21 protein-coding genes and 1 pseudogene are annotated in these 24416 nt (G+C 57.7%); 10 read left to right on the top strand and 12 right to left on the bottom strand.

The features are described from left to right. Nucleotides 1-1905 carry an asparagine synthase (glutamine-hydrolyzing) gene (asnB, locus tag ACR0LI_RS19180; RefSeq protein WP_480719053.1) on the top strand — a complete coding sequence of 635 codons (1905 nt, stop codon included), beginning with the start codon at nucleotides 1-3 and terminating at the stop codon, nucleotides 1903-1905. Here the strand turns inward: asnB and ACR0LI_RS19175 are convergent. Both ACR0LI_RS19175 and ACR0LI_RS19170 read right to left on the bottom strand, forming a co-directional pair. Further along, nucleotides 1902-2306, bottom strand: coding sequence for a GtrA family protein (locus ACR0LI_RS19175; protein ID WP_171725000.1), 405 nt, complete (start codon nucleotides 2304-2306; stop codon nucleotides 1902-1904). The two genes, asnB and ACR0LI_RS19175, sit on opposite strands and share 4 nt — an antisense overlap. 478 nt (nucleotides 2307-2784) lie before the next feature. Beyond that, nucleotides 2785-3015, bottom strand: a complete 231-nt coding sequence (locus ACR0LI_RS19170; protein ID WP_480719052.1) for a hypothetical protein — start codon at nucleotides 3013-3015, stop codon at nucleotides 2785-2787. Between the two features lie 191 nt (nucleotides 3016-3206). Between ACR0LI_RS19170 and ACR0LI_RS19165 the strand changes: the two genes are divergently transcribed. From ACR0LI_RS19165 to ACR0LI_RS19150, 4 genes and pseudogenes are all read left to right on the top strand, one after another. Further along, the gene (locus ACR0LI_RS19165) at nucleotides 3207-4841 is read left to right on the top strand and encodes a hypothetical protein (RefSeq protein WP_480719051.1); all 1635 of its coding nucleotides are present in this window, start codon (nucleotides 3207-3209) and stop codon (nucleotides 4839-4841) included. Between the two features lie 83 nt (nucleotides 4842-4924). After that, nucleotides 4925-5032: pseudogene (locus tag ACR0LI_RS19160) on the top strand (IS6 family transposase); the annotation flags it as partial. 244 nt (nucleotides 5033-5276) lie between these two features. Beyond that, complete coding sequence (locus ACR0LI_RS19155; RefSeq protein WP_171637963.1) at nucleotides 5277-6332, top strand: tyrosine-type recombinase/integrase; 1056 nt, start codon at nucleotides 5277-5279, stop codon at nucleotides 6330-6332. Between the two features lie 473 nt (nucleotides 6333-6805). Then, on the top strand, nucleotides 6806-7009 hold the full coding sequence (locus ACR0LI_RS19150) for a hypothetical protein (RefSeq protein WP_171120538.1): 204 nt from the start codon (nucleotides 6806-6808) through the stop codon (nucleotides 7007-7009). Nucleotides 7010-7013: 4 nt separating this feature from the next. Here the strand turns inward: ACR0LI_RS19150 and ACR0LI_RS19145 are convergent, their stop codons facing one another. Further along, nucleotides 7014-8021 carry a replication initiator protein A gene (locus ACR0LI_RS19145; RefSeq protein WP_171637961.1) on the bottom strand — a complete coding sequence of 336 codons (1008 nt, stop codon included), beginning with the start codon at nucleotides 8019-8021 and terminating at the stop codon, nucleotides 7014-7016. Between the two features lie 401 nt (nucleotides 8022-8422). Between ACR0LI_RS19145 and ACR0LI_RS19140 the strand changes: the two genes are divergently transcribed. Further along, entirely contained in the window at nucleotides 8423-9835 is a 1413-nt protein-coding gene (locus ACR0LI_RS19140; RefSeq protein ID WP_245223642.1) for an AAA family ATPase, read from the top strand. A gap of 77 nt (nucleotides 9836-9912) precedes the next feature. Continuing rightward, on the top strand, nucleotides 9913-10929 hold the full coding sequence (locus ACR0LI_RS19135; protein ID WP_480719050.1) for a ParB/RepB/Spo0J family partition protein: 1017 nt from the start codon (nucleotides 9913-9915) through the stop codon (nucleotides 10927-10929). Nucleotides 10930-10969: 40 nt separating this feature from the next. On the opposite strand, the gene ACR0LI_RS19130 is transcribed toward ACR0LI_RS19135, so the two are convergent. The 9 genes from ACR0LI_RS19130 to ACR0LI_RS19090 all read right to left on the bottom strand — a co-directional run bounded on the left by ACR0LI_RS19130 (nucleotide 10970) and on the right by ACR0LI_RS19090 (nucleotide 20941). Then, nucleotides 10970-12895 carry a hypothetical protein gene (locus ACR0LI_RS19130; RefSeq protein ID WP_480719049.1) on the bottom strand — a complete coding sequence of 642 codons (1926 nt, stop codon included), beginning with the start codon at nucleotides 12893-12895 and terminating at the stop codon, nucleotides 10970-10972. A gap of 70 nt (nucleotides 12896-12965) precedes the next feature. Continuing rightward, nucleotides 12966-13760 (bottom strand): glycosyltransferase family 2 protein, encoded by a 795-nt coding sequence (locus ACR0LI_RS19125; RefSeq protein WP_480719048.1) that lies wholly within the window; start codon nucleotides 13758-13760, stop codon nucleotides 12966-12968. A gap of 11 nt (nucleotides 13761-13771) precedes the next feature. Continuing rightward, complete coding sequence (locus tag ACR0LI_RS19120; protein ID WP_480719047.1) at nucleotides 13772-14584, bottom strand: sugar phosphate isomerase/epimerase family protein; 813 nt, start codon at nucleotides 14582-14584, stop codon at nucleotides 13772-13774. Continuing rightward, entirely contained in the window at nucleotides 14581-15525 is a 945-nt protein-coding gene (locus ACR0LI_RS19115) for an NAD-dependent epimerase/dehydratase family protein (protein ID WP_480719046.1), read from the bottom strand. Before ACR0LI_RS19115 ends, ACR0LI_RS19120 begins: the two co-directional genes overlap by 4 nt. Before the next feature lie 39 nt (nucleotides 15526-15564). Further along, a complete protein-coding gene (locus tag ACR0LI_RS19110; protein WP_480719045.1) occupies nucleotides 15565-15987 on the bottom strand; it encodes a GtrA family protein in 423 nt (140 codons plus the stop codon). After that, nucleotides 15987-17156, bottom strand: coding sequence for an FAD-dependent oxidoreductase (locus ACR0LI_RS19105; RefSeq protein WP_480719044.1), 1170 nt, complete (start codon nucleotides 17154-17156; stop codon nucleotides 15987-15989). Before ACR0LI_RS19105 ends, ACR0LI_RS19110 begins: the two co-directional genes overlap by 1 nt. An 18-nt stretch (nucleotides 17157-17174) precedes the next feature. Next, nucleotides 17175-18194: a hypothetical protein gene (locus ACR0LI_RS19100; RefSeq protein WP_480719043.1), complete on the bottom strand. Its 1020-nt coding sequence runs from the start codon at nucleotides 18192-18194 to the stop codon at nucleotides 17175-17177. Nucleotides 18195-18315: 121 nt separating this feature from the next. After that, nucleotides 18316-19686 (bottom strand): nucleotide sugar dehydrogenase, encoded by a 1371-nt coding sequence (locus tag ACR0LI_RS19095; RefSeq protein WP_480719042.1) that lies wholly within the window; start codon nucleotides 19684-19686, stop codon nucleotides 18316-18318. 163 nt (nucleotides 19687-19849) lie between these two features. Beyond that, complete coding sequence (locus ACR0LI_RS19090; protein WP_209835477.1) at nucleotides 19850-20941, bottom strand: NAD-dependent epimerase/dehydratase family protein; 1092 nt, start codon at nucleotides 20939-20941, stop codon at nucleotides 19850-19852. Between the two features lie 171 nt (nucleotides 20942-21112). On the opposite strand from ACR0LI_RS19090, the gene ACR0LI_RS19085 reads away from it, so the two are divergent. Genes ACR0LI_RS19085 through ACR0LI_RS19075 form a run of 3 tightly spaced genes read left to right on the top strand, consistent with a single transcriptional unit; the run spans nucleotide 21113 to nucleotide 24415 of the window. Further along, nucleotides 21113-22084: an NAD-dependent epimerase/dehydratase family protein gene (locus ACR0LI_RS19085; protein WP_171725045.1), complete on the top strand. Its 972-nt coding sequence runs from the start codon at nucleotides 21113-21115 to the stop codon at nucleotides 22082-22084. A 13-nt stretch (nucleotides 22085-22097) separates the two neighbouring features. After that, complete coding sequence (locus tag ACR0LI_RS19080; protein WP_170347056.1) at nucleotides 22098-22877, top strand: class I SAM-dependent methyltransferase; 780 nt, start codon at nucleotides 22098-22100, stop codon at nucleotides 22875-22877. Further along, nucleotides 22874-24415 (top strand): GMC oxidoreductase, encoded by a 1542-nt coding sequence (locus ACR0LI_RS19075; RefSeq protein WP_480719041.1) that lies wholly within the window; start codon nucleotides 22874-22876, stop codon nucleotides 24413-24415. Before ACR0LI_RS19080 ends, ACR0LI_RS19075 begins: the two co-directional genes overlap by 4 nt. Nucleotide 24416 lies beyond the last annotated feature (1 nt).

Here is a 24416-nt window from a genome sequence, read left to right as displayed (position 1 = left end):
ATGTGCGGAATATGCGGAATCCTGCAGGTCGACCCGGCGGCTGATCGCCCCGAAAAAGAGCTGATCACGGCAATGGCAGCAACATTGGCCCATCGCGGACCAAATGATGATGGCGTCTGGCTGGACGAGGACGTTGCGCTGGGTTTTCGGCGTCTTTCGGTGATTGACCTGTCTTATGCAGGTCATCAGCCAATGACAAACGAGGACGGCACTGTAGTGATTGTCTTCAATGGCGAAATCTACAACTTTCAGGAACTGAAAGAGAAATACCGCCTTGAAGAGCGCGGCCATGTCTTCAAGTCCCGCACGGATACCGAGGTTCTGATCCATCTTTACGAGGAAATTGGCCTCGACATGATCCCGGAACTCAACGGGATGTTTGCATTTGCGATCTGGGACACGCGCAGTAAGTCATTGCACTTGGCGCGTGACCGCTATGGGATCAAACCCTTCTTCTACCAGAAAGATAATGACCATTTTCGCTTTGGCTCTGAGATCAAGGCGATCATCGCCGATGACCGGGTTGTGCGGAAACCTTCGATGCAGGCCCTGCATGATTTCCTGACCTTCAACTACATTCCAGGAACCCAGACAGCCTTTGAAGGTATTTCTGAAATACCGCCGGGGCATCACATGACTGTCACCTGCGACGGCACAGTGACGACGCAGCGGTATTGGGATCTGAACTTCCACGTTGATCCCGGCATAACCGAAGAAGAGGCGATTCAAAGGTCTTATGACCTGATGGATAAGGCTTTGCAGCGGCGCCTAGTTGCGGATGTGCCGATTGGCGTGTTCCTGTCGGGGGGGCTGGATTCCAGTACGCTGGTCGCACTCATGCACAAACATGTGGATGAACCGATCCACACCTATTCTGTCGGCTTCGAAGATCAAAGTTTCAATGAGCTGCCCTATGCCCGAATTGTGGCCGAGAAGTTCAGCACCAAGCATCGTGAGGTGACCGTCACCGCCGATATGGTGCGTGATATGTTACCGAAATACCTGACCTTCACCGACGAACCATATGGGGACGGATCTGCAATACCAACATATTTCATCAGTGAACTGGCCAAGGACGAAGTGGTTGTCGTTCTGTCGGGCGAAGGCGGCGACGAGGCGTTCGCCGGCTATGATACACACGCAGCCTACAACATGTATAAACAAGCCCGGAAGATACCCAGTTTCATTCGGAACGGCGTGATGAAGCCTTTGGTGAACTGCCTGCCTGTGTCGGACAAGAAACTCAGCTTTGAATTCAAGGCCAAGCGTTTTTTAGGCGGGCTGGATCTGCCACCGGAAGAAGCACATCTGTGGTGGCGGATTGTCCTGGGCGAAGCTGAAAAACTGGACCTTTACGCTGATGGGGTTGCAGACACCGGGTCCTTGCAGCCTTCGGTGCGTCATTTTCAGGCGGCCTACGCACATTGCGGTGCGGAAGAGACACTGTCACGTCTGATGTATATCGATTCAACCATTTTCCTGCCCGACGATCTGATGATCAAGAATGACCGGATGACCATGGCGCATTCTCTTGAGGCCCGGGTGCCCTTTACCGACCCGGAGCTGACCGGGTTCATGGCCACAGTCCCCTCACATCTGAAAATGAAGAACCGGCGCAAGAAACATCTCATGCGGCGGGCAATGGAAAACGATCTGCCCGACAGCATTCTCAACAAAAAGAAGGTCGGGCTTGAAATGCCCTATTCCCGCTGGCTCAAGATCGAGCTGAAAGATCTGATGATGCGCTATCTCGGGCCCGAGAATATTCGGCGCACAGGCCTGTTTCGGGTTCAGGCGGTGCAGACACTGATCAACGACCATGTGAGCGGGAAACGAGACAATGGCCGCCCGCTCTGGGGTCTTTTGAACTACATGATGTGGTACGAGCTTTACATCGATGCCTAATCCGGTTTGCGAAACACCCAGAGTGTCGAAATCACATAGCTGGTAACAAAAGATGCCCCGATCGCAATCAGAAGGATGACCCAAAACGGCAAGGTTGTCACATATCCCAGAGCCGCCACTACAGCGAGGCGGGCCAGCAAAGATGACAGAACCGCCATCAGGTATTTGCCATATCCTTGGAGCGAGATTGTGCCTTTGTCGGTATGCTCATAGCTGAAGATATTATGCCCGCAGTAATTGACAAATGAGCCCAGCACAAAGCCGCATATCGAAGCAAAAACATAAGGGGCTGCAATAGTCAGAACGAGCAAAAGCGCCAACAGGTAATCCGCAATCGTACCCAGAACGCTGATACTGAGAAACCTGAGGAGCAGGCGCTTATCTTTGAGCTCTGAAATCATGGCTTTAAAGCTTCAAAATGGTCATTGGCTGGAGATAACGGGGCAAAATGGTTTCCGCTTAAATAACTATCAAGAACAAAGTTAATCCGATGGAAATCTGAGAACGATGTATTGCTCAAATCTCCCTCGTTTAGCTCTTAGGGCGTATGACAGGATAAGGTGGTTGTGTTACAAAATAAAATCTTAACTCACTATCTGGCTTTAAACAGGGCCTGGGCGGGGCCTTTATGCTTGTAAACGAAACACTCATCCCTTCAGAGCCGGAATGTGTCACAAGATTCCGGCGAAACCGTTGCGTGAACGTGACCCGCATGGTTGGTCCAGTTTGATTTTTAGTGCAGGACGCGATTGCTGCTCACCCCGTTTCTGGTCCGCAGTTCAGCGATTGTGAGGGATCTCAATCTCCGGGAGAAGATCGGTTTCAAGCGCGCGACAGTTGCCGCCGCGCGCAAGCTGGCAGTCATAATACATGCCATGCTCAAAACCGGCAGGCTCTTCGAACAAAGTGCCAAAACGTCGGCGTAACCGCATCACGGCTCGCATTGATTCCTTGAATCCATATTAATGTCTTCGCTGGGGGCGTGATCAGAACCATTTCGCTGAAGGTGTTGCACCACTGGATCACCTGAGTTGCGCCGTCTACATTTGGAAAGCTCCCCTCGCGAAGCTTCATCATGCGGCGGTCGACGCCGAATACGATGACAACCATGCACCCGGCAACCGGTCTTCAAAGTGCAAGAAAACCTGATCTGAAACGTGCGACTAGACAACACCTTCAAATCCTAAAGCAAAAACTCCCAAAGTTGCCTCCAGCGTTCAAAGCTTTATAAATATTGCAAAAAATATGCATAACTATGTTATGTCTCACTAAACTGCAGCCGCATGCGCAAAGGGGGATGAATGCGGGCACTAATAGCAACTGCAATGGCAACCTGTGCTATGGGGGGGCTGATGAAAGGAGCGCTGGGGCAGGTCGGCGACATTGCAACGAGCCGTAGCTATTGGTTACTTGCTCTAACCGCAATCGCAGTCATCGGTCCATTTATGTGGCCAGTGCAATGGTCGGGTAACGAGATCAACTATTTCGATCTCTCCTATAGATTTGCGCAACCCGACGCATTCACAGACAGCCATGCGGTTTTCGACGATTCAAAGGGACGCATCGTCAGCTTTTTGCTGATCGGCAACGTTATCACACTGGCAGGCTTTGAAGCCGCTAAGACGATCTTCGCACTGACACTCTGGTTGCTCTCTGCCTTGGGGGTTGCCGCCATCGCACGCGATTTCGGATTGCGGGTGGCCGAACTGGCTCTCTCACTCCTGATATTTTGTCAAAGCGCTCAAGGTATTCTTGGCAATGAATGGATGTTCGACACAATAGAGGCGAAGGTCTTTGCCTACGCTGCGGTATTCCTCGCGATCACCTCAGCGCTGAACGGCCGCTGGATAATGGCTATGATCGCGTTGGCAGTGGCAACCTACATGCATTTTCTGGTCGGTGGTTTCTGGGCTGTGACACTGGTTCTGCTGCACCTTCTGAAAACAGGTCGCATGTGGCAATCCGCACGTCTCGCGATCGGATTCTTCCTGCTGATCCTGCCGTTATTCTTTGTCTTGATCCGGGAGCGGATCGGGGTGGAGGTCGATACCTCGGGCCTCGATCGCTCGCTAAACGCGATCTACACAGAACTTTCAGCGCACTTCCATGTTGCTCCCCTTCTCGATGGCATCCGCCATTTCCTCAAAGCCTGGCTGCCCGGTGCATGCGTGCATTTGGCGCTTTTGATTGCGCTCGTAATGCTACGCGACCGGTTCAGGGACCGGGCTTTGCTGATCTGGTTGATCGGGCTGAATGTATATGTCCTTCTGGCGCTTGTTATCTACATGCTGGACGATGGCCGCTACTTGCTGGCACCCTTCTATCTGCTGCGTCCTGCCGGGCTAATCTGTCTGATGTCGCTTCTGGCTTTGGCGCATATGCTGTCGGAACTGGTCGAGCAGGACCAGCGACCGCGGCTCGCTCTGGCAACCTGCACCGCAGTTTTGTTGCTCTTACTGCCCCAGGCCTTGGGCAGTCTGGCGCAAATCGTCACGCGGTATCCCCCACATATCAGGCTCGAAGCCGCTCTCAGCGCCTCCGAACGCGATATTCTATCATGGATCCGCACCAACACGGCACCGAATGCGGCAATCGTGGTGCAGGAGGCAATTGCAGGAGGATCAATTCTGGAGGGCGATCCGTTTCCCGGCGGGATGGAACGATTGAGTGGGCGAGGGTTTGTCGTAAATTTCAAATACATTCCAACCAGCAAACCTGATGTAGTGCGCTGGTATCAGCTATTGCAGGCACGTCGCGCATTCTTTGACGGGGAATGTACCAAGAACACTGCGCTGCGCGCGGATTACGCCGTAATCCGGCTTCAGTCAGGTACGGCCGCAGCGGATTGCGTCACCACAGTATTTTCGAACAACGAGTTTCTAATCGGGCGTATCCTGCCGGAGGGGGCAGACAGGATCGACCCTCAACGACCATAAAGGCTCTGTCGCAAGCTTTGAGACCCTCTGTTCGAGGTTGGTCCTCGTGAAAGTGGCGCGGCGGATTTCGGAAAAGTCAAACTGTGACGATGTCATTCAAGGGCGCGCATTTTCCAAAGGAAATAATATTGCACGCCGTTTTCCTTTACCTGCGTTATTTGGTGTCGTGCCGTGATCTGGAAGAAATCATGAACTTGCTTTCGAATTGATACGACCGACAATTACTCACTTGCTAACTCCGAGAACGTCAATGGCTAAAAGTTGCAACAGATCCTCAGAAGGCCCGCCAGATTAGGGGTGCTACCATTATTACGCTCATTATCTTTTGATTTTGTTTACTTGTTGTTCGAGCCAAATATCTTTCTTTCATACCCAATAAGTATCCCTTATCAAATGTGATTGATATCCCGCCGATTTGCGCGCAGAGTGGCCGCCATGAAGCCCCCTGCCCCATATCTCCCCGCCGCCGCCCCTGCCCTGTCGCAGGCAGATCAGGACGCGCTGAGTGATCTTTATATCCGCGGCACCCCCGCCAATACGCTGCGGGCTTATGAACGCGATCTGATCTATGTGACGGCGTGGAAAATGGCGCGCTTCGGGGTGGCGCTGGACTGGCCCGAAAGTGAGGCCACGGCGCTGGCCTTCATCCTTGATCATGCGCGCGATCTGGGTGATGCGCCCGATGAAGATATTGCGCGTCAAACCGCGGAGGTGCTGATTGCGCGGGGGCTGCGCAAATCGCTGGCCTGCCCGGCGCCGTCGACGCTGGACCGGCGCATTGCCTCCTGGCTGGCCTTTCACCGGATGAAGAACCTGACCAGCCCGTTTGATGCGCCGCAGGTGAAACAGGCCCGGGCCAAGGCGCGCCGGGCGGCCGCCCGGCCCCCTGCCCCGAAATCCGCCCATCCCATCACCCGTGGCGTGCTGGAACAGTTGCTGGCCACCTGCCGCGGCTCGCGACGCGATTGCCGCGACCGGGCGATCCTGATGCTGGGCTGGGCCAGCGGCGGGCGCCGCCGGTCCGAGATCACCGGATTGATGCGCGAGGACGTGTCGCTGAAGGAGTTCGACACATCCGGCGTCGCCTGGCTGTCGCTGCTGGAAACCAAGACCACGGCCAAGGGAGAGACGCCACGCCTGATCCTGAAAGGCCGCGCCGCGCAGGCGCTGGTGCATTGGATCGAGGTTGGTGAGATTACAGGTGGCCCGCTATTCCGCCCCATCTCCAAGGCGGACCGGGTGCTGAAACGCCGCCTGACCCCGGATGCAATCTATCAGATTGTCAAACATCGTCTCAGGCTGGCCGGATTGCCCGAGGATTTCGCCTCGCCGCATGGATTGCGGTCTGGCTTTCTGACCCAGGCCGCGCTGGACGGTGCGCCGATCCAGGCCGCCATGCGCCTGTCGCTGCACCGATCTGTGGCGCAGGCGCAGAAATACTATGACGACGTGGATATCGCCGAAAACCCGGCGACGGATCTGTTGGGGTAGATCCAAGCGCCCTTCTGGCGGCATGGGGCGAAGCTCTGTCCGCACCTCTCTCCGTTCGGCACTCTGATTGCGTCCCGGGCGTTTGCTTGCCTTTGAATAAGGCCATCGGAAAAGCACGGAAGAATTGGCGGCACCGGTCAAAATGGCCATGGGCGAAACCGGCTGCATTCTGAAATCAAGATAGGCGGACCTTTGCACGTCTTGACGAACCTCCATTGCCATAAATGGCTGCCCCTCATAAGTTACACATCAGAAAAGCAAGACATGTTCATGTCTCAACAAAAAAACACGCAGTGTCGCACGAGTAGTGGAGCAATGCTCCTTCCGGTAAAAATAACCAAATTTTAACCTCTGGTGGTTCAAAGTTTTGCCATGATTTCATCGCGGAATCATTTTGGGCATCTGCTCAATGGCATGACGGCGCCCACCTGGGTTTGACCAGACCAAGACCATAGCCGGAGGACTTGGAGAAGATGATTGGAATTATCGGGATAGCCATTCTAGTTGGCCTGTGCGCCGGCGGGTTTGCTTTGATTTCCGGTGCGTCCATCCTGATGGCTCTGGGCAGCTACATCCTCTTTGGCTGGCTGTTCATCATTGCAGCCCTCATTGTTATCGGCGCTGTCAAAATCGTGAAGACACGCGTGCAGAAACAAAACCCCGCCTATTCCAGCTAAGCGCCTAGTCCCGTCCGGCGACCCGCTTGGCCACATAGCCCAGAAACGCCCGCTGCGGGTTTCTGATCTGTGGGCGGCCTGACGCGGCCCAATAAGCCAGCCAATCCGCTTCCAGCGCATAGACATCGTGGCCAGGCGCCATCGCCCTGGCCTCCTCCAGCGCCTGCGGCGGCAGGATCGGCTTGTCCGGCCCCTCGACCACCTGACCCCGGCGCGAGAACCGGATCAGGTCGCCCGGCTCTTCGGTCATCTCATAATCGGGCAGGTGATCGGCTGCGATCATGTCACGGATCATCTTGCGGAACACCCGCCGGGGTGAGGCCGAGCCGGACTTTTTCAACAGCACCTCGACCGAGATCCGCCACTCGGGCTGACGCCCGCAATGTTTGCGTGCCAGCTCATAAATCCGCCGCTCCAGCGGTTTGCGCAGGCGGAAGTAATCGCGGCTGAGGGTTAGCACCGATTTCGCCAGCACCGCGCGGAACAGCCAGTCCGACAGTTTCACGCTGACGCTGGCCATCCGCCCCGCCCTTGTGTGACGCACGATTTCCCAGCTTTCGATCAGGCCGAACCCCGTGGTGGTTTCCGTTTCACCGGTCACAATGTTCGTGGTGATCCTTGTGCCGGCCAGCCGCTCGAACGCTTCGCGCAGACGCTTGTAACCGTCACCGCTGGTTTCGCGGTTGGTGGCCACCAGCAGATCATGCGCCTTCAGATGCAACACCCGGCTGACAGTCCGGCCCGCATTGATCGCCGCCATCAGCTGGCTGATGCAAAAGATCAGGATGTCCTTGTCGTGGATCGTCGCCAGACCGCGCACCGAAGGCGTCACCGTGATCTCGACCCCGTTATGTTCGTAATTGAGGATGCGCCGGTCCGGCCGGGTCGAGAGCGAAAACATAGGATGCTCCATCGAACCCATATCTGTCTTGGGCAGCGCATCGAAGATATCGCATACAAAAAAATCGCCCGTTGGGTGCCGGTCAGGCAACAACGCCCCTGACCCGCTCATACTGCCCTGCCCATATGTCCTGCCCGAATCTTTGTTCGTGGTTTTATTGACGCTCACCGTAGAGTTATCCACAGGATGCGTAAAGCCGCCGGAACGTGGGTTCAGAGTCACTGCAACGTGGGATCAGAGTCACCCTATCGTGGGATCAGATTCAGTATGATCTACGAGAAATACAAAAACCGCTTTTTTTTCTTACACTTAATAGAATTCAAATTCAGCCGTAACCAATAAGATAACAGGATTCTAACTGAACATTTTTTTGCTATAGGCCCAAAAGCAGCGTCTCGAAGGCTTTCTACCCCTTAATTTTGCTTAGAAAATCCGGTTTTGTGCTCATAATGCTTTCACATGCTTCCTTTTGTGGTATATTGGCTGAAACATAGCACATGGGCAGTATTTCAATGCGAGCAGCAACGTCCGAGGGGCTTCCCCCGTATTTCAATATCGACCCGGATCTGGCCTATGCTGAACTGGGCGACCCAACCGGAACACATGAGTTCTCGCAAATCGCGGATGCCTGTGCGCGGGGGCGTAGCGACCTGGCGAACCGGGGGCTGGAAGAAAACGGTCAGAAAAAGCTGCGCCTGTTTTCAACCTGGGAAATCACCAAATATCTGATCCCTGTCGCGCCTGCTCATTTTCGCCGGGTCCTGAAGGGCAACCCGGATCTGCCCCAGGGACAGTCCGAAACCGAAGGCGGTGCCAAATGGTTCACGCTGGATGAGGTTCTGCGGCTGCGGGCACATTTCGCCTCGGAAGGATCCAAGGCAAAAGAATACCGCCCTTACCGCCCCGAGGGTCTGCCCGCCAAGATCGTGTCCGTGGCCAATTTCAAGGGTGGTGTTGGCAAAACCTCGACCTGCGCGCATCTGGCCATGTCGGCGGCTCTGGACGGTTACAAGGTGCTGGTCATCGACCTGGACAGCCAGGGTTCGATGACGTCGATCTTTGGCGGCAAGGTCAGCGATGAATGGCAGACGGTGTTCCCCTTGCTTGCCCGCCACTACGCCACCCATCTGCGCCGCGACAATCAGGGGCGTCTTGACCGGGGTGAGGCCCCGCATCCGATCGACGATACCCTGTCCGAGGCGCTGAAGACCCGCAGCAGCGATCTGATCCAAACCACCCACTGGCCGAATATCGATCTGATCGGAGCGCAGCTGAACCTCTATTGGGCGGAATTCCAGATCCCCGTCTGGCGGATGCAGGGCCGCAGCTGGAAGCTGTGGGATGCGCTGACGGATACGCTGGACGAAGATGGGGTGCTGGACGATTACGATATCATTTTCATCGATACCCCCCCTGCCCTTGGCTATCTGACGATCAACGGGCTGGCCGCATCGGATATCCTTCTGGTGCCCATGGGGGCCTCGTTCCTGGAGTTCGACTCCACGGGGCGGTTCTTTGACATGCTGCATTCCACCTTCCAGTCCATCGAGGATGGCGAGAACATGGCCGCCCGCGCCCTGGGGCGGCCCGAGATGGCGTTTCAGTGGGATGCGGTGCGCACGATCATCACCCGCTATGACGGCAGCCAGCAGGCGGAACTGGCCGGGCTGATGCAGGCCTATCTGGGCCGGACCCTGTCGCCGCACTGGCAGGGCTACACGGCGCTGATCGGTCAGGCGGGGGAACAGGTCAACGGTATCTACGAGGCCGATTACCGCGATTTCAACCGCGAGACCTATGTGCGCGGGCGGGAAACCTTTGATGCCACCTATGCCTCGTTCAAGAAGCTGCTGATCGGCGTCTGGCGGGGCGAAGAACGGGCCCGGCAGGCCGAAGAGGCGGGAACACCGGAATTGTCGCTCTGAGCGCGATGTTTCGCGCGCGAAACACGCCTGCCACGTCCCGAAACAGAGTCTGATCCACGCAGGAAAAGGAGAAACCAATGGCAAAACGTAAACGACTGACCCCTGCCCGACCGGATTATCTGGAAGACAACCGCCCTGCCCCCGGGCTGAATCCCATGTTCCCCACAGACGCCCCCCGGACCACGCCGCCGGTTGCGCAGGTGGCCGGGGCCACGGCGGCTCAGGCGGCGCTGGAAGAGCTGTCCGGAGAATTGCGTGCCGCGCGGGCCGAAGGGCGCTTGGTGCAGGATCTGCCATTGGACGCCATCGAGGAAGCCTATCTGGTCCGTGACCGTATGGCGGCCGATGACGCGGATATGGAGGCGCTGAAGGAAAGCCTGAAGGCCCGTGGCCAGCAAACCCCGATCGAGGTCGTGGAACTGGAGGGCGGGCGGTACGGGTTGATCTCGGGCTGGCGGCGTCTGACAGCGCTGCGAGCTTTGGCGCAGCAAACGGGCGAGGCCCGCTTTGAGACCGTGCGTGCGTTCCTGAGGCAGCCGCAGAGCGCATCTGATGCCTATGTGGCCATGGTCGAGGAAAATGAAATCCGCGTCGGGCTGAGCTATTATGAGCGCGCCCGGATCGTGGCGCGCGCGGCAGAGCAGGGCGTTTACCCGGATGAGACTGCGGCCCTGCGCGGGTTATTCGCCTCGGCCAGCCGGGCGAAGCGATCCAAGATCGGGTCTTTCATCGCGATCTATCACGCGCTGGATGACCATCTGCGCTTTGCGTCAGCTATTCCTGAACGGTTGGGGTTGTCGATTGCGAAAGTTCTGAAAGAGGAGGCAAAAGCAGCTTCCTTGATCACCACCGCTCTGCGGAAGGCCGCGCCTCAGAGCGTGGAAGCCGAGATTTCAGCTCTGACCCGTGCAGTGAACGGCCTGGGGCCGAATGGGGAAAACCCACCTGCTGCCAAGCCCCCCCTGAAAGAGACATTCGGCGGCATTCAGTTGAAACAGAGTCGAAACGGTGCACAGGTCACCCTGTCCGGCGAGGGAATGTCCGAGACATTTCTTGCGGAGCTGAAAGCCTGGCTGCACGCGCGCGGCACATGATGTTTCGCGTGCGAAACAGAGGCTGAGAGATATTGCTATGTTAATCCGCCGGTTCGTTTCGATGTCCGAGCACAACGTAACTGTCGTTGCTGAATATCGGCGTATAATTGTCAGCCAGGTAATTGCCGACCAAACGCCGCCACCGCGTTTGAATCTGCGCGACTTCGGTCGGTACAGCCGGAACATGGGCTGATGACAGAATTTCCCGCAGTCGGCCAAACTGTCCTGAACTGATCCAGTCCGGCTCGGGCGTTGCGGATGTATCTTCGGGTGTGGATCTCAGCCAGTCATAGGCTTCGCGTTCGATCACGACGAGCACATCCGGATTTTCTGAAAGTGCCTGACGAAGCAAATTGCCCCGATCATCCCCGTAGATGAAGTTGTCTGTCAGGTAGCCGAACTTGGAAACACCCACTTTCATGGGCAAAGACCACAGGCGATCATAGGCGAAAACCCTGGCGCCCCTTTGTGGCGGCTCTGCAAGGAAGGTGGCGAGTTCGACGATATCCTCGGACGGGTTTCGACGTTCGTTCAGAATATTTGGTCTTTCGCTGTCGATATGCTGTGCGGTCTGGGTGGCCTGATCCGAAAGCATGGCCTTGTAATTCGCAAGCAATCCTTCGCGGAAGACGTATCGGACGATTGTGAACTGTCCGAAAGAATAGGTCAGGGCCAGTATCAGTGTCAGCATGATGCCCAGCACGCGAACACGCCGAGTAATCGGCATGACAGACGTGCGCAGTGGCAGAATGAGGCTGAAGGCTATGGGCAGGGCGCAGGGAACAAGGTGCCATTGATCTGCCCGGCTGAGGCCGCTTTTGAGCAAAAGCGCGGCATAGGCCAACGCGCCGATGGCCAATAGATCGCCGGGGCCTGGCATTTCGGTCCACTTGCGGCTCAGAGCGGTTCCGACGAGCCAGATTGCAATAAGTATCAGGGCAAATACGGCAAGGCTTGAAGCTGTCCAGTAGAAGCGAAATGCGGCCTCGCCGGAATCAAACTGGGCCGTCAGGTAACGGATGACGGAAAAGTAATCCATCATGGCCGGTCCCAGCAGCAGCCACAGGCATCCCAGCCAGACGATACAGGACACAACCCCTGTAAGCAGCAACGCGAGGATGGCGCGCTTGTCCCGCAATTTGATGAACAGCGACGCATAGATCGCCAGAATGCCAATTGCAGTCGCGGCTCCGAATTCCTGCGAATAGCTGAGCAGAAGCCCGACCGCCACACCGTGGAGCACGCTTAGCCCGAAATGCAATGGGCGTTGGGCGACGCTGATCAGGATCAGAACGCCCATAAGTTTGCGCAGACCATTCTGGTTCGGTCCGAGCATCGTATTGAAATACAGGCTGGACAGCAGCAGGAACGCGCCAACCCGAGCCCAGAATGATGAAATATACGTTTGAATGGGAATGAGCAGAGCCAGCATCACCAGCAGTTCGAGCATCATCACATAGGTGTAGAAGGACGTCAGTGAGAAGGATGTCAGCTGGGTCCACCAGTAGGCCGGATAAAGCATCAAAGGCCCGTAGAGGAACTCGAAATCCAGATATGGAACATCTCCGCCCAGCATTCTGTGTATGGCTGTCAAATGGATGGACTCTTCGAAATACGATCCTTTGGGCGCCAGCGCAGGGGGGAAGTACAGGAACACAACAGCGAGAATTGTGATCAATGGAAGCAGGCAGGACACGGCCAAACCCGGCTTATCTACAGATCGAGGAGGGGCGATGGGGGACGGGTCTGTCTTGCGCGACACCACCCAGACACCCGTCAGGGTAACCAGAATCCACAGCAGGCTCGTGAGATGAGCAATCCGATTGTTGTACCCTTCAGCCTGTGCCGCACTGATCACGCCGGGTGTGTGCCCGAACTGTTCGGGCAGCCATAGCATCAGTGGCAGCAGCAGAAGAAATGAGAGGATCGCAAGAATTATGCCGGGCCAGTACTGGTGGGTGTTCATCTTTTCCTTGCCTTCGCCTTGTACCGGAAATCGGTGGTGTCGTTGAATTTCGCAATGCCGGTTTGAATGTCTAAACCTTGGGGTGATAGCGTCCTGTCACGGCCCCGATCAATTCGCCGAACAGGTCGAATTTTCCACGAAACCCATTGATTTTAGTTGGTATTTTCCCACTGCCTGGATAGGCCCGGGTCACACCGACTTCGGTGACGTCATACCCGAGCTGCGAGGCCCGTACGGACAGGTAAAACAGCAGATTGTAGTTCATGAAGACGTCCCGAAACGGGCGCACGCCCGGGTCTGTCAGAAAGGCGCGGGAATAACCGCGGAACCCGTTGGTGGTGTCAGTGAACCAGTGCCGCGCCGCAAGGCTGATCAAAGGCGCGTGGATCAGGCGACCTGCGATCCACCGTGACAGGGGGGTGTTGATCGCGCTGCCTCCGGGCGCATAGCGCGACCCCTGCACATAGCCATATCCGGCCTGAAGCTTTTCGAGGATGGATTGAATTCCATCGACGCCATCCTTGCCATTGCCGTCCATGGTAATGATCGCGTCATACCCCTGTTCAAGCGCCCAGGCATAGGCCATTCGCAATTGCGCGCTCAGCCTGCCGGGGCCGGTCTTGGTCAGGCAGGCCCGGACCCTTCTGTATTCCAATTGCTGTGCATCCGTAGACCCGTCGTCGGATCCGCCATCAGCAATGATGATGTCCACCGGCGGTTGCAGGTCGGCGATAGCGTCCAATTGACCCAGCAGTCGTGTGCCTTCGTTGATGACCGGGATCACCAGAGCCGTGGAAGCCACGCGGGGTTTGAAAACGGTGCATTGATATGCGGGGACCTGGTGGTCTGGTTCATCCATGGACATGTGGCCCCCTCTCATCGCGGCCCGAAACACGAGGTCAGAGATTCCGAAAGCGCGGGAATCCCGCCGCGCATTTCAACCGAAACCCACTTGCGCCAGCCCGCCGCGTCCAACACGCCCGATGCATGTCTGACAACCGGCACCTGCGTTGACAGAGGAGCCAGCTCTGGGGTGCTGAGATGAACATGGTTTGAAACACTCAGAGCGGCAGGAAGCCAGGTCTCGAATGTTTCGATCTCATGCGTCATGATGGCGGCCCCCAGATCTAGGTTCATGCGAATTGCCGGGTGATCAAGTGATTTGACAACATCCAGCGTATCCGAGATGTGGGTCATGAAATTCGTGCCGTATTGCACCGGGTTGGGTTCCAGCGCGATGACAACACCTGCCGCTGCCGCGGCATCCCCCATCCTGAAGAAACTGTCGCGCCAGATTGCCTCGGCCTGCGCTTTTGTCATGTCATCCGGGATCACCCTGTTTTTCGGGGACCCGAATACAAGGTTTTCGCACCCCAGACGGGCTGCAAGCCTGATCGCGCCCTTCATGGTGTCCTGCAAGGTTTCCTGTTCCAGAGGCGAGCCAAAAAGCCGGGCGTTATCGGCACCAAACAAAAGTGACTGCATCGAAGAGGGGCGCAGCCCGAATTCCGCAAGCTGCAAGAGGACCTGTTCGCACTCCTGCGCCGTTGCATCCAGCGGCGCGGCCAGATCGGGAAACAGCAACCCCGGTGCGAATTCAAGGCCGCTGACCGCATGGTCACGCAGCAGCGCATAAGCGTCCAGCCTCTGATCGGGGGACCAGGCGATATTTGAAACAGACAGCTTCATTGGTTGATCCCGGTAAATTCCCGGATACCGGACAGAATGTCATCCCGTCCAAGCAGATAGCCATCCTGACGTCCCCAGAGCTGTGAGAACCGGCTGCGCATATCCTGAGTGATCTGCGGTGCTTCACGGTGGTTGAAGGGGGCTCCCGTCAGGCTTTGATAAATATCGTCGGCGCGCAGAGGACGGGTTGCAAGGTTGAGGAAGGACAAACCGTTTTCACGGGCTGTCATGATGTCGCGCCACAGTCTGGACAGGTCGTAGAACTGGAACATGCTGTCGGCGTGCGTGAAGGCAAGCGCCGTGATCCCGGCGGTTTCGCAGATTTCACGCAGATGTTCGCCGGTGCCCGAAGCTGCTATTTCAGCCCGGTTGCAGCGCCACATCCGGGCGGTCTCATCCCAGCTGAAGCCCTGTTCGACAATGTGCCGTTCGGCAGCCTCTGTTGCCGTGTACAAGGCGTCATATTTTTCAGGCTTCAAGAAAGAGGGCACCGGGTTCATGCAATCGAACAGGAAGTTCTTTTTCAGATCGTGCCCGAACAAAGCCGGCAAGCGCAGTATGGAATGGCGTGGAAAGCAATCCGCAATCAGGGTCTCGAACTCTCGGCGGTGGCGCCCATAAGCAAGTTCGGTTTCAAAATCGTCGCTGTCTTCGGTCACGCCGCCGGATGGGTCGCGGTAGACTGCGATTGTCGAGATCAGGGCGACATGATCTGCCCGTACATGACGCAGCCTTTCGAACAATCCCAGAATATTGGCCCGGTCCGCATCGGGGTTCTGATTGGCCAGCCACATCGTGGCGGGGACGGCCGAAACCACAAGCATGTCACAGTCATGTTCAGCCACCTGGTCAATGTTGGATGAGTTGAAAAGGCCCGAGAATTTGTGCTGACGAACCAGGTTCCCGCCGACAAACCCTGTATATCCGACGAGACAATCCATTTTTTAATCCTTTGAAACTCTTTGACACACAGATCAGGCTTACAACTCTTCCGGTGGTAACCCTTGCGTATTCCGTTTGAAAACAATGCGGGAGTTTATAACAAAATTCACCGTAAGTGACACGCTGGCCCCCGCCAACAGGATCAGAGTGTCGCGTAGCCAGCTGGCTGTAAGAGCATCGTCAACAAAGGGCCCAATTTCCACGATTGTTGCGATTCTGGCACCGCCGGCACAGGCCGCGCTCAGCAGAACCCCGGCCAGACGCCGCATCGAAACGGCACTGTTGTCAGAGCGGAACAGCCAGAATTCGAAGAGCAGATAGTTGCATGCCCCAACAGCAAGAAAGCTCAGCGTCGCCGATAGCCACAGCGGGACCCCGGCAACCCGATGCAGGAAAAGGGCCATCACAATGTCGACGACCAGACCGATCCCGCTGATTGCTGTGAACCTCAGAAAGCGCATCAGGTCTCGGTCACCAGATGTGGTGACAGCGCGGCCCAGTCCGGGCGTCTGGCCTGGAGAAACTCGAACAGGTCGAAAATATTGTCGATCTTCCCTCCGAGTATTGAAAACAAGCCCGGCATCTGCTCGTGCTCATCCATCAGGATGGGCCGTCCATCGTCAAACTCGTTGCGCAACAGCACCGTCTTTACGTCAAACAGAGACTGCTGCCATTCGATACCAGCCAGGCAGGGCATATAGCGCGCCGCATCATTGACCATATGACGCCAGCGGCTGTGATGCTGCAACTGTTCGAACTGTTCATATGCGGAGGGGCCCGCAGGTGTATCGATCCACGACGCCTGAGGCGTATAGCGGACATGCGACAGAGAATAGGCCCCTTCTGCCGGGAAGGGCATGACCGAAAAGAAAGGCCCGTCCATTACGGTGACGGCAAGGTGGTTCAGCTCGGCAGGGGGGGTGACCAGCGCAATCTCGACCATTTCATGTTTGAGAGGGTACAGATCAAGACCGCTGTTTCTCAGCAATGTATTGATCTGGGCATAGCCAACATTGAAAACAGTTTTCGCGCCAACCGTGGCGCCGTTCGAAAGGTCGACTTCGAGAAGCCCGCTTTTGGTCTTCCTAACCCGATGTGCTTTGGTTTCGAACCAGACAGGTACGTCATGCTTGGTCATTCTTGCCCGCAGGTGCTGCCGCAGCCTGGTCCAGTCAAACGCATATTCCTGACAGGTGAATACCGCCTCGATTTCAGTTGTGTCGAACAAGGCGCTTTGCGACGGGCTGGCGCGCTGGATAGAGGCACCCATCAGCTTGTACATCGCCTCGAACCGGTTGGCCTGCACATGTGATTTGCGCCGGGCGATGGCGTAGAGCATTTCGAAATCGTCCTGAATGCAACTTCGGAAGGCGTCTGTGAATATCGGAAAGTTCTTCAGGGACCGCTGCGCTGTGACAAAGTTTCTGGGATAATGCAGGCCAGAGTGAACCCGCGCCTGATTGACCGCCGAGGCACGTGTCATCAGCTCGGCGTCGCGTTCGATCACCAATATCCGGTCGGTCATACTGCGAAACAGCAGGCTGAGCGCACAGCCAAAGAACCCGCCGCCTATGATGACGACGTCGAAATCCGCAGCACCTGCCGGTTCAGGGGGGGCTGAATGGGTCATCACGGTTGATCGGGGGCGTCAATCCGGAGCCATGGTCTCGACATTGACCCTCCGGAAATTCTTGAAGAAATCGGTGTTGTTCAATTCCCGGATGACCTCGTCGCCCGTATTGTCCTGCAATCTGTTGAGAATCTGATAGAGCGCTGTCGCAATGGCACCGAACAAAAGGCCTGCCAGCGCGGTGGAACCGCTGATCGCGATGCTGGTCGTAAACCAGCCGGGTTGCAGCGTAGCGCCAAAGACGAACAGGCAGAGCGCGTAGAAGAAAAACAGAACTGAACAGAATGAAACAAAAAAGCTCAGCATCGCCAGAAAACGCAGAATACTGGGGGGCGAGTTGGACAGGATTTCCATCGCCATCCCGAACTTGAGGTAGATTGAACGTCTGTTGCGGAAATCCTGACCCGGATCGACGTCCAGCGTCGTGACATCTTCGGAATGCCCGCCGCTGCGTGGCATGAAACGCAAGGCAATTTCCCGATCGGGCCGTGAGGCGATCCACCCGATATGAGAGCGATGAAACGCCGCTGACCGCAGAATCTGAGGATCAACGTCATAGCCGGAAATCAGGCTCAGCAAACCGGCCGCAGCGCGGGCCGGAAGACCAGCCCGGTTTGGGTTCCGCAACCTGACCGAGGCACCGGTGCTGGTCATGGTGTCGTAGATTTTCCGAAGATCGATAAGGGGGTGTTCATCCGGGGAAGCAATGATCGCAAAATCACCTATTGTTTCCATTGCGGCAATTACAGCGGCGCGGTACTCGCCGGTTCCTTCACGCAGGATCAGGCTGCGCAGATTGCGCAGACGGAACAGACGGTCAAAAACGTCCCGGTTGCGATCGTAATCCGTCGTTCCGACAAGCAGCAGGATTTCAAAGAACTCGGTTGTGTTTTCCAGAAACTGCAACGCTTCAAGCGTTGTCTTCTCGATATCCGCGATATCGCCCTTTGCCAGAACGGCAATACTGATCAGGTATTCACCGCGCAATTGTGGAGAGGCCGACTTCACATGAGATGAGGCAGCTGATGAAACCTGCAATTATCGCTCCTGAACCCGCATGGTGTTATCCTGGAAAGTGTCCTGATGCAGAGAATACCTGTCAACACATATCGATATTCGGGCAGGATCCGACGGGGGTGTGCCACCGCCGGCAAGACGGTCACATCTTGACCAGACGCCCGTCTGCCACCCTGATCCCCTGCTTTTCAAAGACGTTGCGCGTGTCAAAGACCAGCGCGGCCTCGCGCGCGACCAGACCATAATCCGGGGCGCTGTGATCGGTGATTACGGCCACCGCCGCATAGCGTTTCAGGTTGTCCGCCGTCAGCGGCTGGGATGTCCGGCCCGCAAGCTGCGGGTATTCGCCACCTTCGGGCAGGCGGGGGAAATACGGATCGTGATAGTCAATCTCGGCCCCCAGCTTTTCCAGCTCGTCCAGCAGCACCAGCGCCGGGCTGCGGCGGGTATCCTCGACATCGCGCTTATAGGCGATGCCCATCAGCAGAATGCGCTGTCCGGTCAGGGGTTGCCCGGTTTCCGCCAATGCAGACCCGTTGCGCGCGGCCAGTTCCGCCGCCATCCGTGCCGCCAGCATTTCCGGCACCGCGTCATTGCTGGCGCGGGCCAGATTGATCAGCGGCGTATCAGATCCTGCATCCGCGGCGCGCCAGGCCAGATAGGCCGGAGACACCGGGATGCAGGCCCCACCAATTCCAGGACCGGGATAGAAGGGCATAAAGCCGAACGGCTTGGTCGCCGCAGCCTCGATCACTTCCCAGACATCCACGTCCATTGCTTCAAGCGCGGTCTTCAATTCATTGACCAGCGCGATATTGACGGTGCGAAAGCTGTTTTCGACCAGCTTCACCGCTTCGGCCGTGGCGGCCGAACTGACCGGTACGGCGCTGGTGACGATGGCGCGATAGAAATCCTCGACCAGTTGCCGCGACAGCGGATCGTCGGCGCCGACCACCTTGGGGATACTGTGTGTGTCGAACTTGTCATTGCCGGGGTCTTCGCGCTCGGGCGAGAAGGCCAAAAAGAAATCGGAACCTGCCCGCAAACCGCCCGCTTCGAGGATCGGCTGAACCAGCGTGGTCGTGGCGCCGGGCCAGACGCTGCTTTCCAGCACCACCATCTGACCGGGGCGCAGATGCTGTGCGATGGTCTGCGCGGCGGCGGCGACAAAACGCATGTCGGGATCTTGTGCGTCGGTCAGCGGGGTCGGCACACAGATCAGGATGATATCGGCCTCGGCCAGTGCTGCGGCGTCCTGCGTTGCGCGAAAGCGCCCACTCTCCACCGCGTGTGCGATCCGATCCGGTGCCAGATACGAGATGACCTGACCCCCCTGATTGATCCGCGCCACCCGGTCGGGGTTGAGATCAACGCCGGTGGTATCAAACCCTTCATCATAAGCCGTCAGCGCCAGCGGCAGGCCAACATAGCCCAGCCCGACCACGGCAACCCGCGCATCGCGCGCCGCGATAAGCTGCTTGAGGGACTGATGGTGCGAGGTTTCGTAGTTCATAATCTATCCTGATCGTACAAAGTCACACTGAATTAAAATTAGCTTAGCAGATTGGAAACCTTCTCTCTTCATCGGATAGGACAGATCGGGAACGAAGCCAACTAATTTGTCGTTCCCGGCAAAGACCCGGAATGGGTGTTTCCAAAAACAAGGCAGTCTTGAATCAGCGTGCCGATTGTTTTCGCATATGCTCGATCCATTCGTCGAAGGAAACACGAGGCACATACCCGATCTGATCCTGTGCATATCGGGTTGAAACCTCTGGCTGACCGGCAAAAAGTCTGCGTCCCGCCATGTCAGGCATCACGGGCCGGGGTTTTGCCAGCCGGGCCTGAACGGACCGTGCCCAGTCTGCGGCGGCCTCGACCCGGCGGCGCCCGACAAGGCGGCGCAGATGCGCGCTGAGCTGCCCCGCCAGAGAGGGGCCTGCGGGCGCATTGCCATTGGGCGACGGGGGCGGGGCCGGGTTCGCAGCCGGATCAATCCGCACCTCTCCGCATCTGGCAAGGCGGGCATAGCCTTCGAAAAACGTCTTCCACCCCAGCGTGTCCGGTCCGCTGATCAGGTATCGCTCGACCCCGGTCCGGGGTGATGAGGCCGCGCGCAGGGCGGCCTGTACCACGTCATCGACATGCACGGCCGGGCATTGTCCGGGCGGGTCGGGCAGGATGATGCCGCCCCTGCGCATCATCGCCAATGGCCCGTTGGTCCAAAGTGCACTGCCGGGCCCATAGACGATGGTCGGCTGCAAGATGGCGGCGTCGCATTTCCCCTGCAACAGTCTCTGTTCCATCGCAATTTTGGCACCGCGATAGCTTTGCACATCTTCCGGCGTGATCGGGTTGCGTTCGGTGATCGGCCCGTTGGGCCAGCTGTCATAGACCACGGCGGAACTCAGATGCACGATACGGTTGCAAGACCCGTCTTCGGCGGCTTTGGCAAGCGCGTCGAAGGCTGCAAGGTTGTCCGCGCCGGAGGCCCGGAAATCATAAGCCAGATGAAACAGAGCCGCCGCACCGTCCAGCGCCTGCGTCAGAGCCGGGCCAGGGTGCAGCGGGCAAACCAGTGCCTTTGCTCCGGCCTGTTCCAACGTGGCAGCCCCGTGGCGTGTGCGCAGCAAGGCGGTCACGTCACATCCCAGTTTCAGCAGCGCATCGATCAGGCGCCGGCCGATAAAGCCGGTGGCGCCGGTCACGACCACGCGCTGGCCTGCAAGCCCGTCGCCGGGGCGGGGGTCCACGTGTTTTTCGGTCATGTCCGCAGGTTCAACATTCTTAATGCGTTGTGCAACAATTCAGCCCTTTTTCCAAAACTGTGCAGGCCCGGCCTGTCAGCGCACCATAGCGGTATCTACCATTTGGTGGCCACCGATCCCTATGCTAAGCCTGTGGCATTAGAGTGGATTCTGTTGGTACGAGGGTTTTTCATGCAAATTTTGATCACGGGCGGGGCCGGTTTTATCGGATCACATCTGGCCGAGCGCCTGATTGGCAATGGGCATGAGGTGACGGTGCTGGATGACCTGTCCACCGGATCGCTGCAAAACCTGTCTTCCGTTCAGGATCATTCCGCCTTTCGTTTTGTCGAAGGCAGCGTTCTGGATGCCACATTGGTCGAGGAACTGGTCGGGGCTGCTGACGCGGTGTTTCACATGGCCGCCGCGGTCGGGGTCAAGCTGATCATGGATCAGCCCAGCCAGTCGATTGCGACCAATGTGGACGGCACGCAGAACGTGTTGCGCGCGGCCCTGCGCCACAAGCCCCTGGTCTTCATCGCCTCCAGTTCCGAGGTCTACGGCAAGGCATCGAAGTTCCCGTTCAACGAGGATGACGACCTAACGATTGGCGCCACAAGCATTCTGCGCTGGTCTTATGCCTGCGCCAAAACGCTGGATGAGTTCATGGCACTGGCCTATGCGCGCGAGGTTGATCTACCGGTGATCGTCCTGCGCTTTTTCAACACGACCGGTCCGCGCCAGACCGGGCGTTATGGCATGGTTGTTCCGAACTTCATCGAAGCGGCGCTGACGGATCAGCCCATTCAGGTTCATGGCACCGGCGAGCAATCGCGCTGTTTCAGCCATGTGGCCGATGTGATCGAGGCGCTTGTGCGTCTGCTCGATGTCCCCGAAGCCCGGGGGCAGGTCTTCAATATCGGTGGTGAACAGGAAGTGACGATCCGGGGGCTGGCCGAAAAGGTCATCGCGATGACGGGCTCAACCTCGGAAATCCGGCTGGTGCCTTACGAAGAGGTCTATCCCGAAGGGTTCGAAGACATGGCCCGCCGTCTGCCCGATGTGTCCAAGCTGCGGCGGTTCACCGGGTTCAGCCCGGCGCGCACGCTGGATGATATCATCGCCGATATCATGGCCGAGAAACGCGCCAAAGCCTACGCATGAAGAGCCAAACACGATGACACCGGGACAAAGAGTTGAAAAGCTGGTGCGCGACACCGCGACCGTGCTGCTGCCGGACCGGCTGCGCAAATGGATCCGTAAACAACAACGGTTGCACAATCTTCAGTCGGTGCCGGTTGGGTCGGTCGATTTCGGCGGCTTACGGCGATTGTCGCCGATCAGTGCCGTGTTCGGGCAGGATCGCGACCTGCTGACCATCGAACGCCATTACATGGAAGAATTCCTGCAAAACCACAGCGACGATATCCGTGGCCGGGTTCTGGAATTCGGCGATCCGGCCTATACGAAGAAATTCGGCGGTGACCGGGTCACGCAGGCGGATGTACTGAGCTATGTCGAGGGCAATCCACAAGCGACCATCGTGGCGGATATCACCGATGCGCCGCATATTCCCGACAACAGTTTCGACTGCATCATCATCACCCAGACCCTTCAGATGATCTTTGAGGTCGACAAGGCGATTGCAACGCTGGAACGCATTCTGAAACCCGGTGGCGTGGTGCTGTGCACCTCGCATGGGATGACCCGTGTGGCGCGGCGCGAAGGCGTGGATGACTGGGGCGAATACTGGCATTTCACCAGCCAGTCCAAGCGCCGCCTGTTCCGGGCGGTCTTCCCGGCAGAGAATGTCGAGGTGTCGACCGTTGGCAACGTCTTTACCTGCATCTGCAACCTGCATGGCCTTGGGGCCAGTGAAATTGCGCCCGAAGAACTGTCCACCCATGATCCTAACTATGAAATGCTGGTTCTGGTCCGGGCAGTAAAGGCGCAGTGAGCGATCTTGTCATAGGGTCCGGGCCTGCCGGGGTTTCCGTCGCCCGGGCCTTGCTGGCGCGAGGGCGAAACGTCACGATGCTGGATGCCGGGGTGGAACCAGGGCCCGGGGTCACGGACCGGGTGCAGCAGATGTCTCGAACACGCGCCGAAGACTGGAGTGCCGAGGCGCGTACAGCCTGGATGGAGCCTCAGTTTCAGGCCCTGGAGGGCGAGGTGTGGCGCTATGGATCCGGTTATGCGCTGGCCTCACCTGCGCGTACACTGGCGGAAGGGGCGGATTGGTTTGCTTTGCGCGCGTCGCGGGCGGCGGGCGGGCTGTCCAATGTCTGGGGCGCTGCGGTTTTGCCGTATCGGCAGGCGGATATCGACGACTGGCCCATAACGACCGATGATCTTGCCCCACATTACAGCGCGGTGGCGGACATAATGCCTGTGTCCGGGCAAAAAGATGGGCTGCAAGACCTCTTTCCCGCCTGCGATATGACAGGTCGAACTCCCATTCCGCCAACCGCGCAGGCCGAGATGCTGCTGGCCCGGTCCAGGCAGAAGGCGAAGGCATTGCAGGGGGTGGGAATGCATGTCGGTCTTGCGCGTCAGGCGGTTGGACCGGGATGTCAGACCTGTGGATTGTGTCTGCACGGGTGCCCGTGGTCGTTGATCTGGTCGGCTCGGCAGGCGCGTACAACACTGCAGGCAGAGCCGGGCTTTACTTACCGCGCGGATCACGTGGTGCGGCAGGTCCGCGAGGAAGGCGACGATGTTGTCGTCACTCTGGCAGATGGCAGCGACATCCGCGGAAATCGGGTGTTTCTGGCCGCCGGGGTGCTGGAAAGCGCGCGTATCCTGTTGGCGTCACCCGGCTTGCGGGGCAAGGAGCTGGTGTTGAAAGACAGCCAGCAGGCCTTTCTGCCGATGCTGCACCGCTGGCGGGCACCCAGGCGGCCCGATGTTTTTCCCTATCAGACGCTGCCGCAGCTTTTTGCCGAACTGGATGACCCGACCGTGTCGCGGCAACTGGTTCACGCGCAGATCTATACCTGGAATGAATACTATGCCCGCGATCTGAAACAGAACTATGGCCGCCGGATACCCGGCAGCGGGCCGCTGCTTGAGGCGCTGGCCCGACGTCTGATCGTGGCGCAGGTTTTCCTGCATTCCGATCATTCGCATGAAATAGCCTTGCGTCTGGCAGAGGATGGGCGGTTACGCCCGGAACTGAAAGAAAATCCCGCAACTGCCGAGACAATGCGGGCAGCGCTTGCGCGCTATGGCCGGGCCTTGCGGGGGCTTGGTCTGACCAGCCTGTCTTTTGCAGCGCGGTTCGGGGCACCGGGGGCCAGTTTTCATGTCGGAGGTGATCTGCCGATGTCGGATGACCCGGGCCCGGGTGAAAGCGATGTGCTGGGGCGCCCGCATGGCGCGACGCGCATTCACGTCGTTGATGCCTCTGTCCTGCCGACCATCCCCGCGACGACAATTACATTCAGTGTGATGGCGAATGCCCACCGGATCGGAACGCTTGCACCCGAAGCCTGAC

This window comes from Ruegeria sp. CL7, assembly GCF_056536445.1.
Note: the sequence above shows the minus strand (reverse complement) of the source record. Positions and strands in the feature narration are given on the sequence as shown.

What these genes read in the sequence shown, in the direction of transcription:
- asnB (WP_480719053.1), top strand. Translation starts at nt 1, where the DNA reads ATGTGCGGAATATGCGGAATCCTGCAGGTCGACCCGGCGGCTGATCGC.
- ACR0LI_RS19175 (WP_171725000.1), bottom strand. Translation starts at nt 2,306, where the DNA reads ATGATTTCAGAGCTCAAAGATAAGCGCCTGCTCCTCAGGTTTCTCAGT.
- ACR0LI_RS19170 (WP_480719052.1), bottom strand. Translation starts at nt 3,015, where the DNA reads ATGGTTGTCATCGTATTCGGCGTCGACCGCCGCATGATGAAGCTTCGC.
- ACR0LI_RS19165 (WP_480719051.1), top strand. Translation starts at nt 3,207, where the DNA reads ATGCGGGCACTAATAGCAACTGCAATGGCAACCTGTGCTATGGGGGGG.
- ACR0LI_RS19155 (WP_171637963.1), top strand. Translation starts at nt 5,277, where the DNA reads ATGAAGCCCCCTGCCCCATATCTCCCCGCCGCCGCCCCTGCCCTGTCG.
- ACR0LI_RS19150 (WP_171120538.1), top strand. Translation starts at nt 6,806, where the DNA reads ATGATTGGAATTATCGGGATAGCCATTCTAGTTGGCCTGTGCGCCGGC.
- ACR0LI_RS19145 (WP_171637961.1), bottom strand. Translation starts at nt 8,021, where the DNA reads ATGAGCGGGTCAGGGGCGTTGTTGCCTGACCGGCACCCAACGGGCGAT.
- ACR0LI_RS19140 (WP_245223642.1), top strand. Translation starts at nt 8,423, where the DNA reads ATGCGAGCAGCAACGTCCGAGGGGCTTCCCCCGTATTTCAATATCGAC.
- ACR0LI_RS19135 (WP_480719050.1), top strand. Translation starts at nt 9,913, where the DNA reads ATGGCAAAACGTAAACGACTGACCCCTGCCCGACCGGATTATCTGGAA.
- ACR0LI_RS19130 (WP_480719049.1), bottom strand. Translation starts at nt 12,895, where the DNA reads ATGAACACCCACCAGTACTGGCCCGGCATAATTCTTGCGATCCTCTCA.
- ACR0LI_RS19125 (WP_480719048.1), bottom strand. Translation starts at nt 13,760, where the DNA reads ATGTCCATGGATGAACCAGACCACCAGGTCCCCGCATATCAATGCACC.
- ACR0LI_RS19120 (WP_480719047.1), bottom strand. Translation starts at nt 14,584, where the DNA reads ATGAAGCTGTCTGTTTCAAATATCGCCTGGTCCCCCGATCAGAGGCTG.
- ACR0LI_RS19115 (WP_480719046.1), bottom strand. Translation starts at nt 15,525, where the DNA reads ATGGATTGTCTCGTCGGATATACAGGGTTTGTCGGCGGGAACCTGGTT.
- ACR0LI_RS19110 (WP_480719045.1), bottom strand. Translation starts at nt 15,987, where the DNA reads ATGCGCTTTCTGAGGTTCACAGCAATCAGCGGGATCGGTCTGGTCGTC.
- ACR0LI_RS19105 (WP_480719044.1), bottom strand. Translation starts at nt 17,156, where the DNA reads ATGACCCATTCAGCCCCCCCTGAACCGGCAGGTGCTGCGGATTTCGAC.
- ACR0LI_RS19095 (WP_480719042.1), bottom strand. Translation starts at nt 19,686, where the DNA reads ATGAACTACGAAACCTCGCACCATCAGTCCCTCAAGCAGCTTATCGCG.
- ACR0LI_RS19090 (WP_209835477.1), bottom strand. Translation starts at nt 20,941, where the DNA reads ATGACCGAAAAACACGTGGACCCCCGCCCCGGCGACGGGCTTGCAGGC.
- ACR0LI_RS19085 (WP_171725045.1), top strand. Translation starts at nt 21,113, where the DNA reads ATGCAAATTTTGATCACGGGCGGGGCCGGTTTTATCGGATCACATCTG.
- ACR0LI_RS19080 (WP_170347056.1), top strand. Translation starts at nt 22,098, where the DNA reads ATGACACCGGGACAAAGAGTTGAAAAGCTGGTGCGCGACACCGCGACC.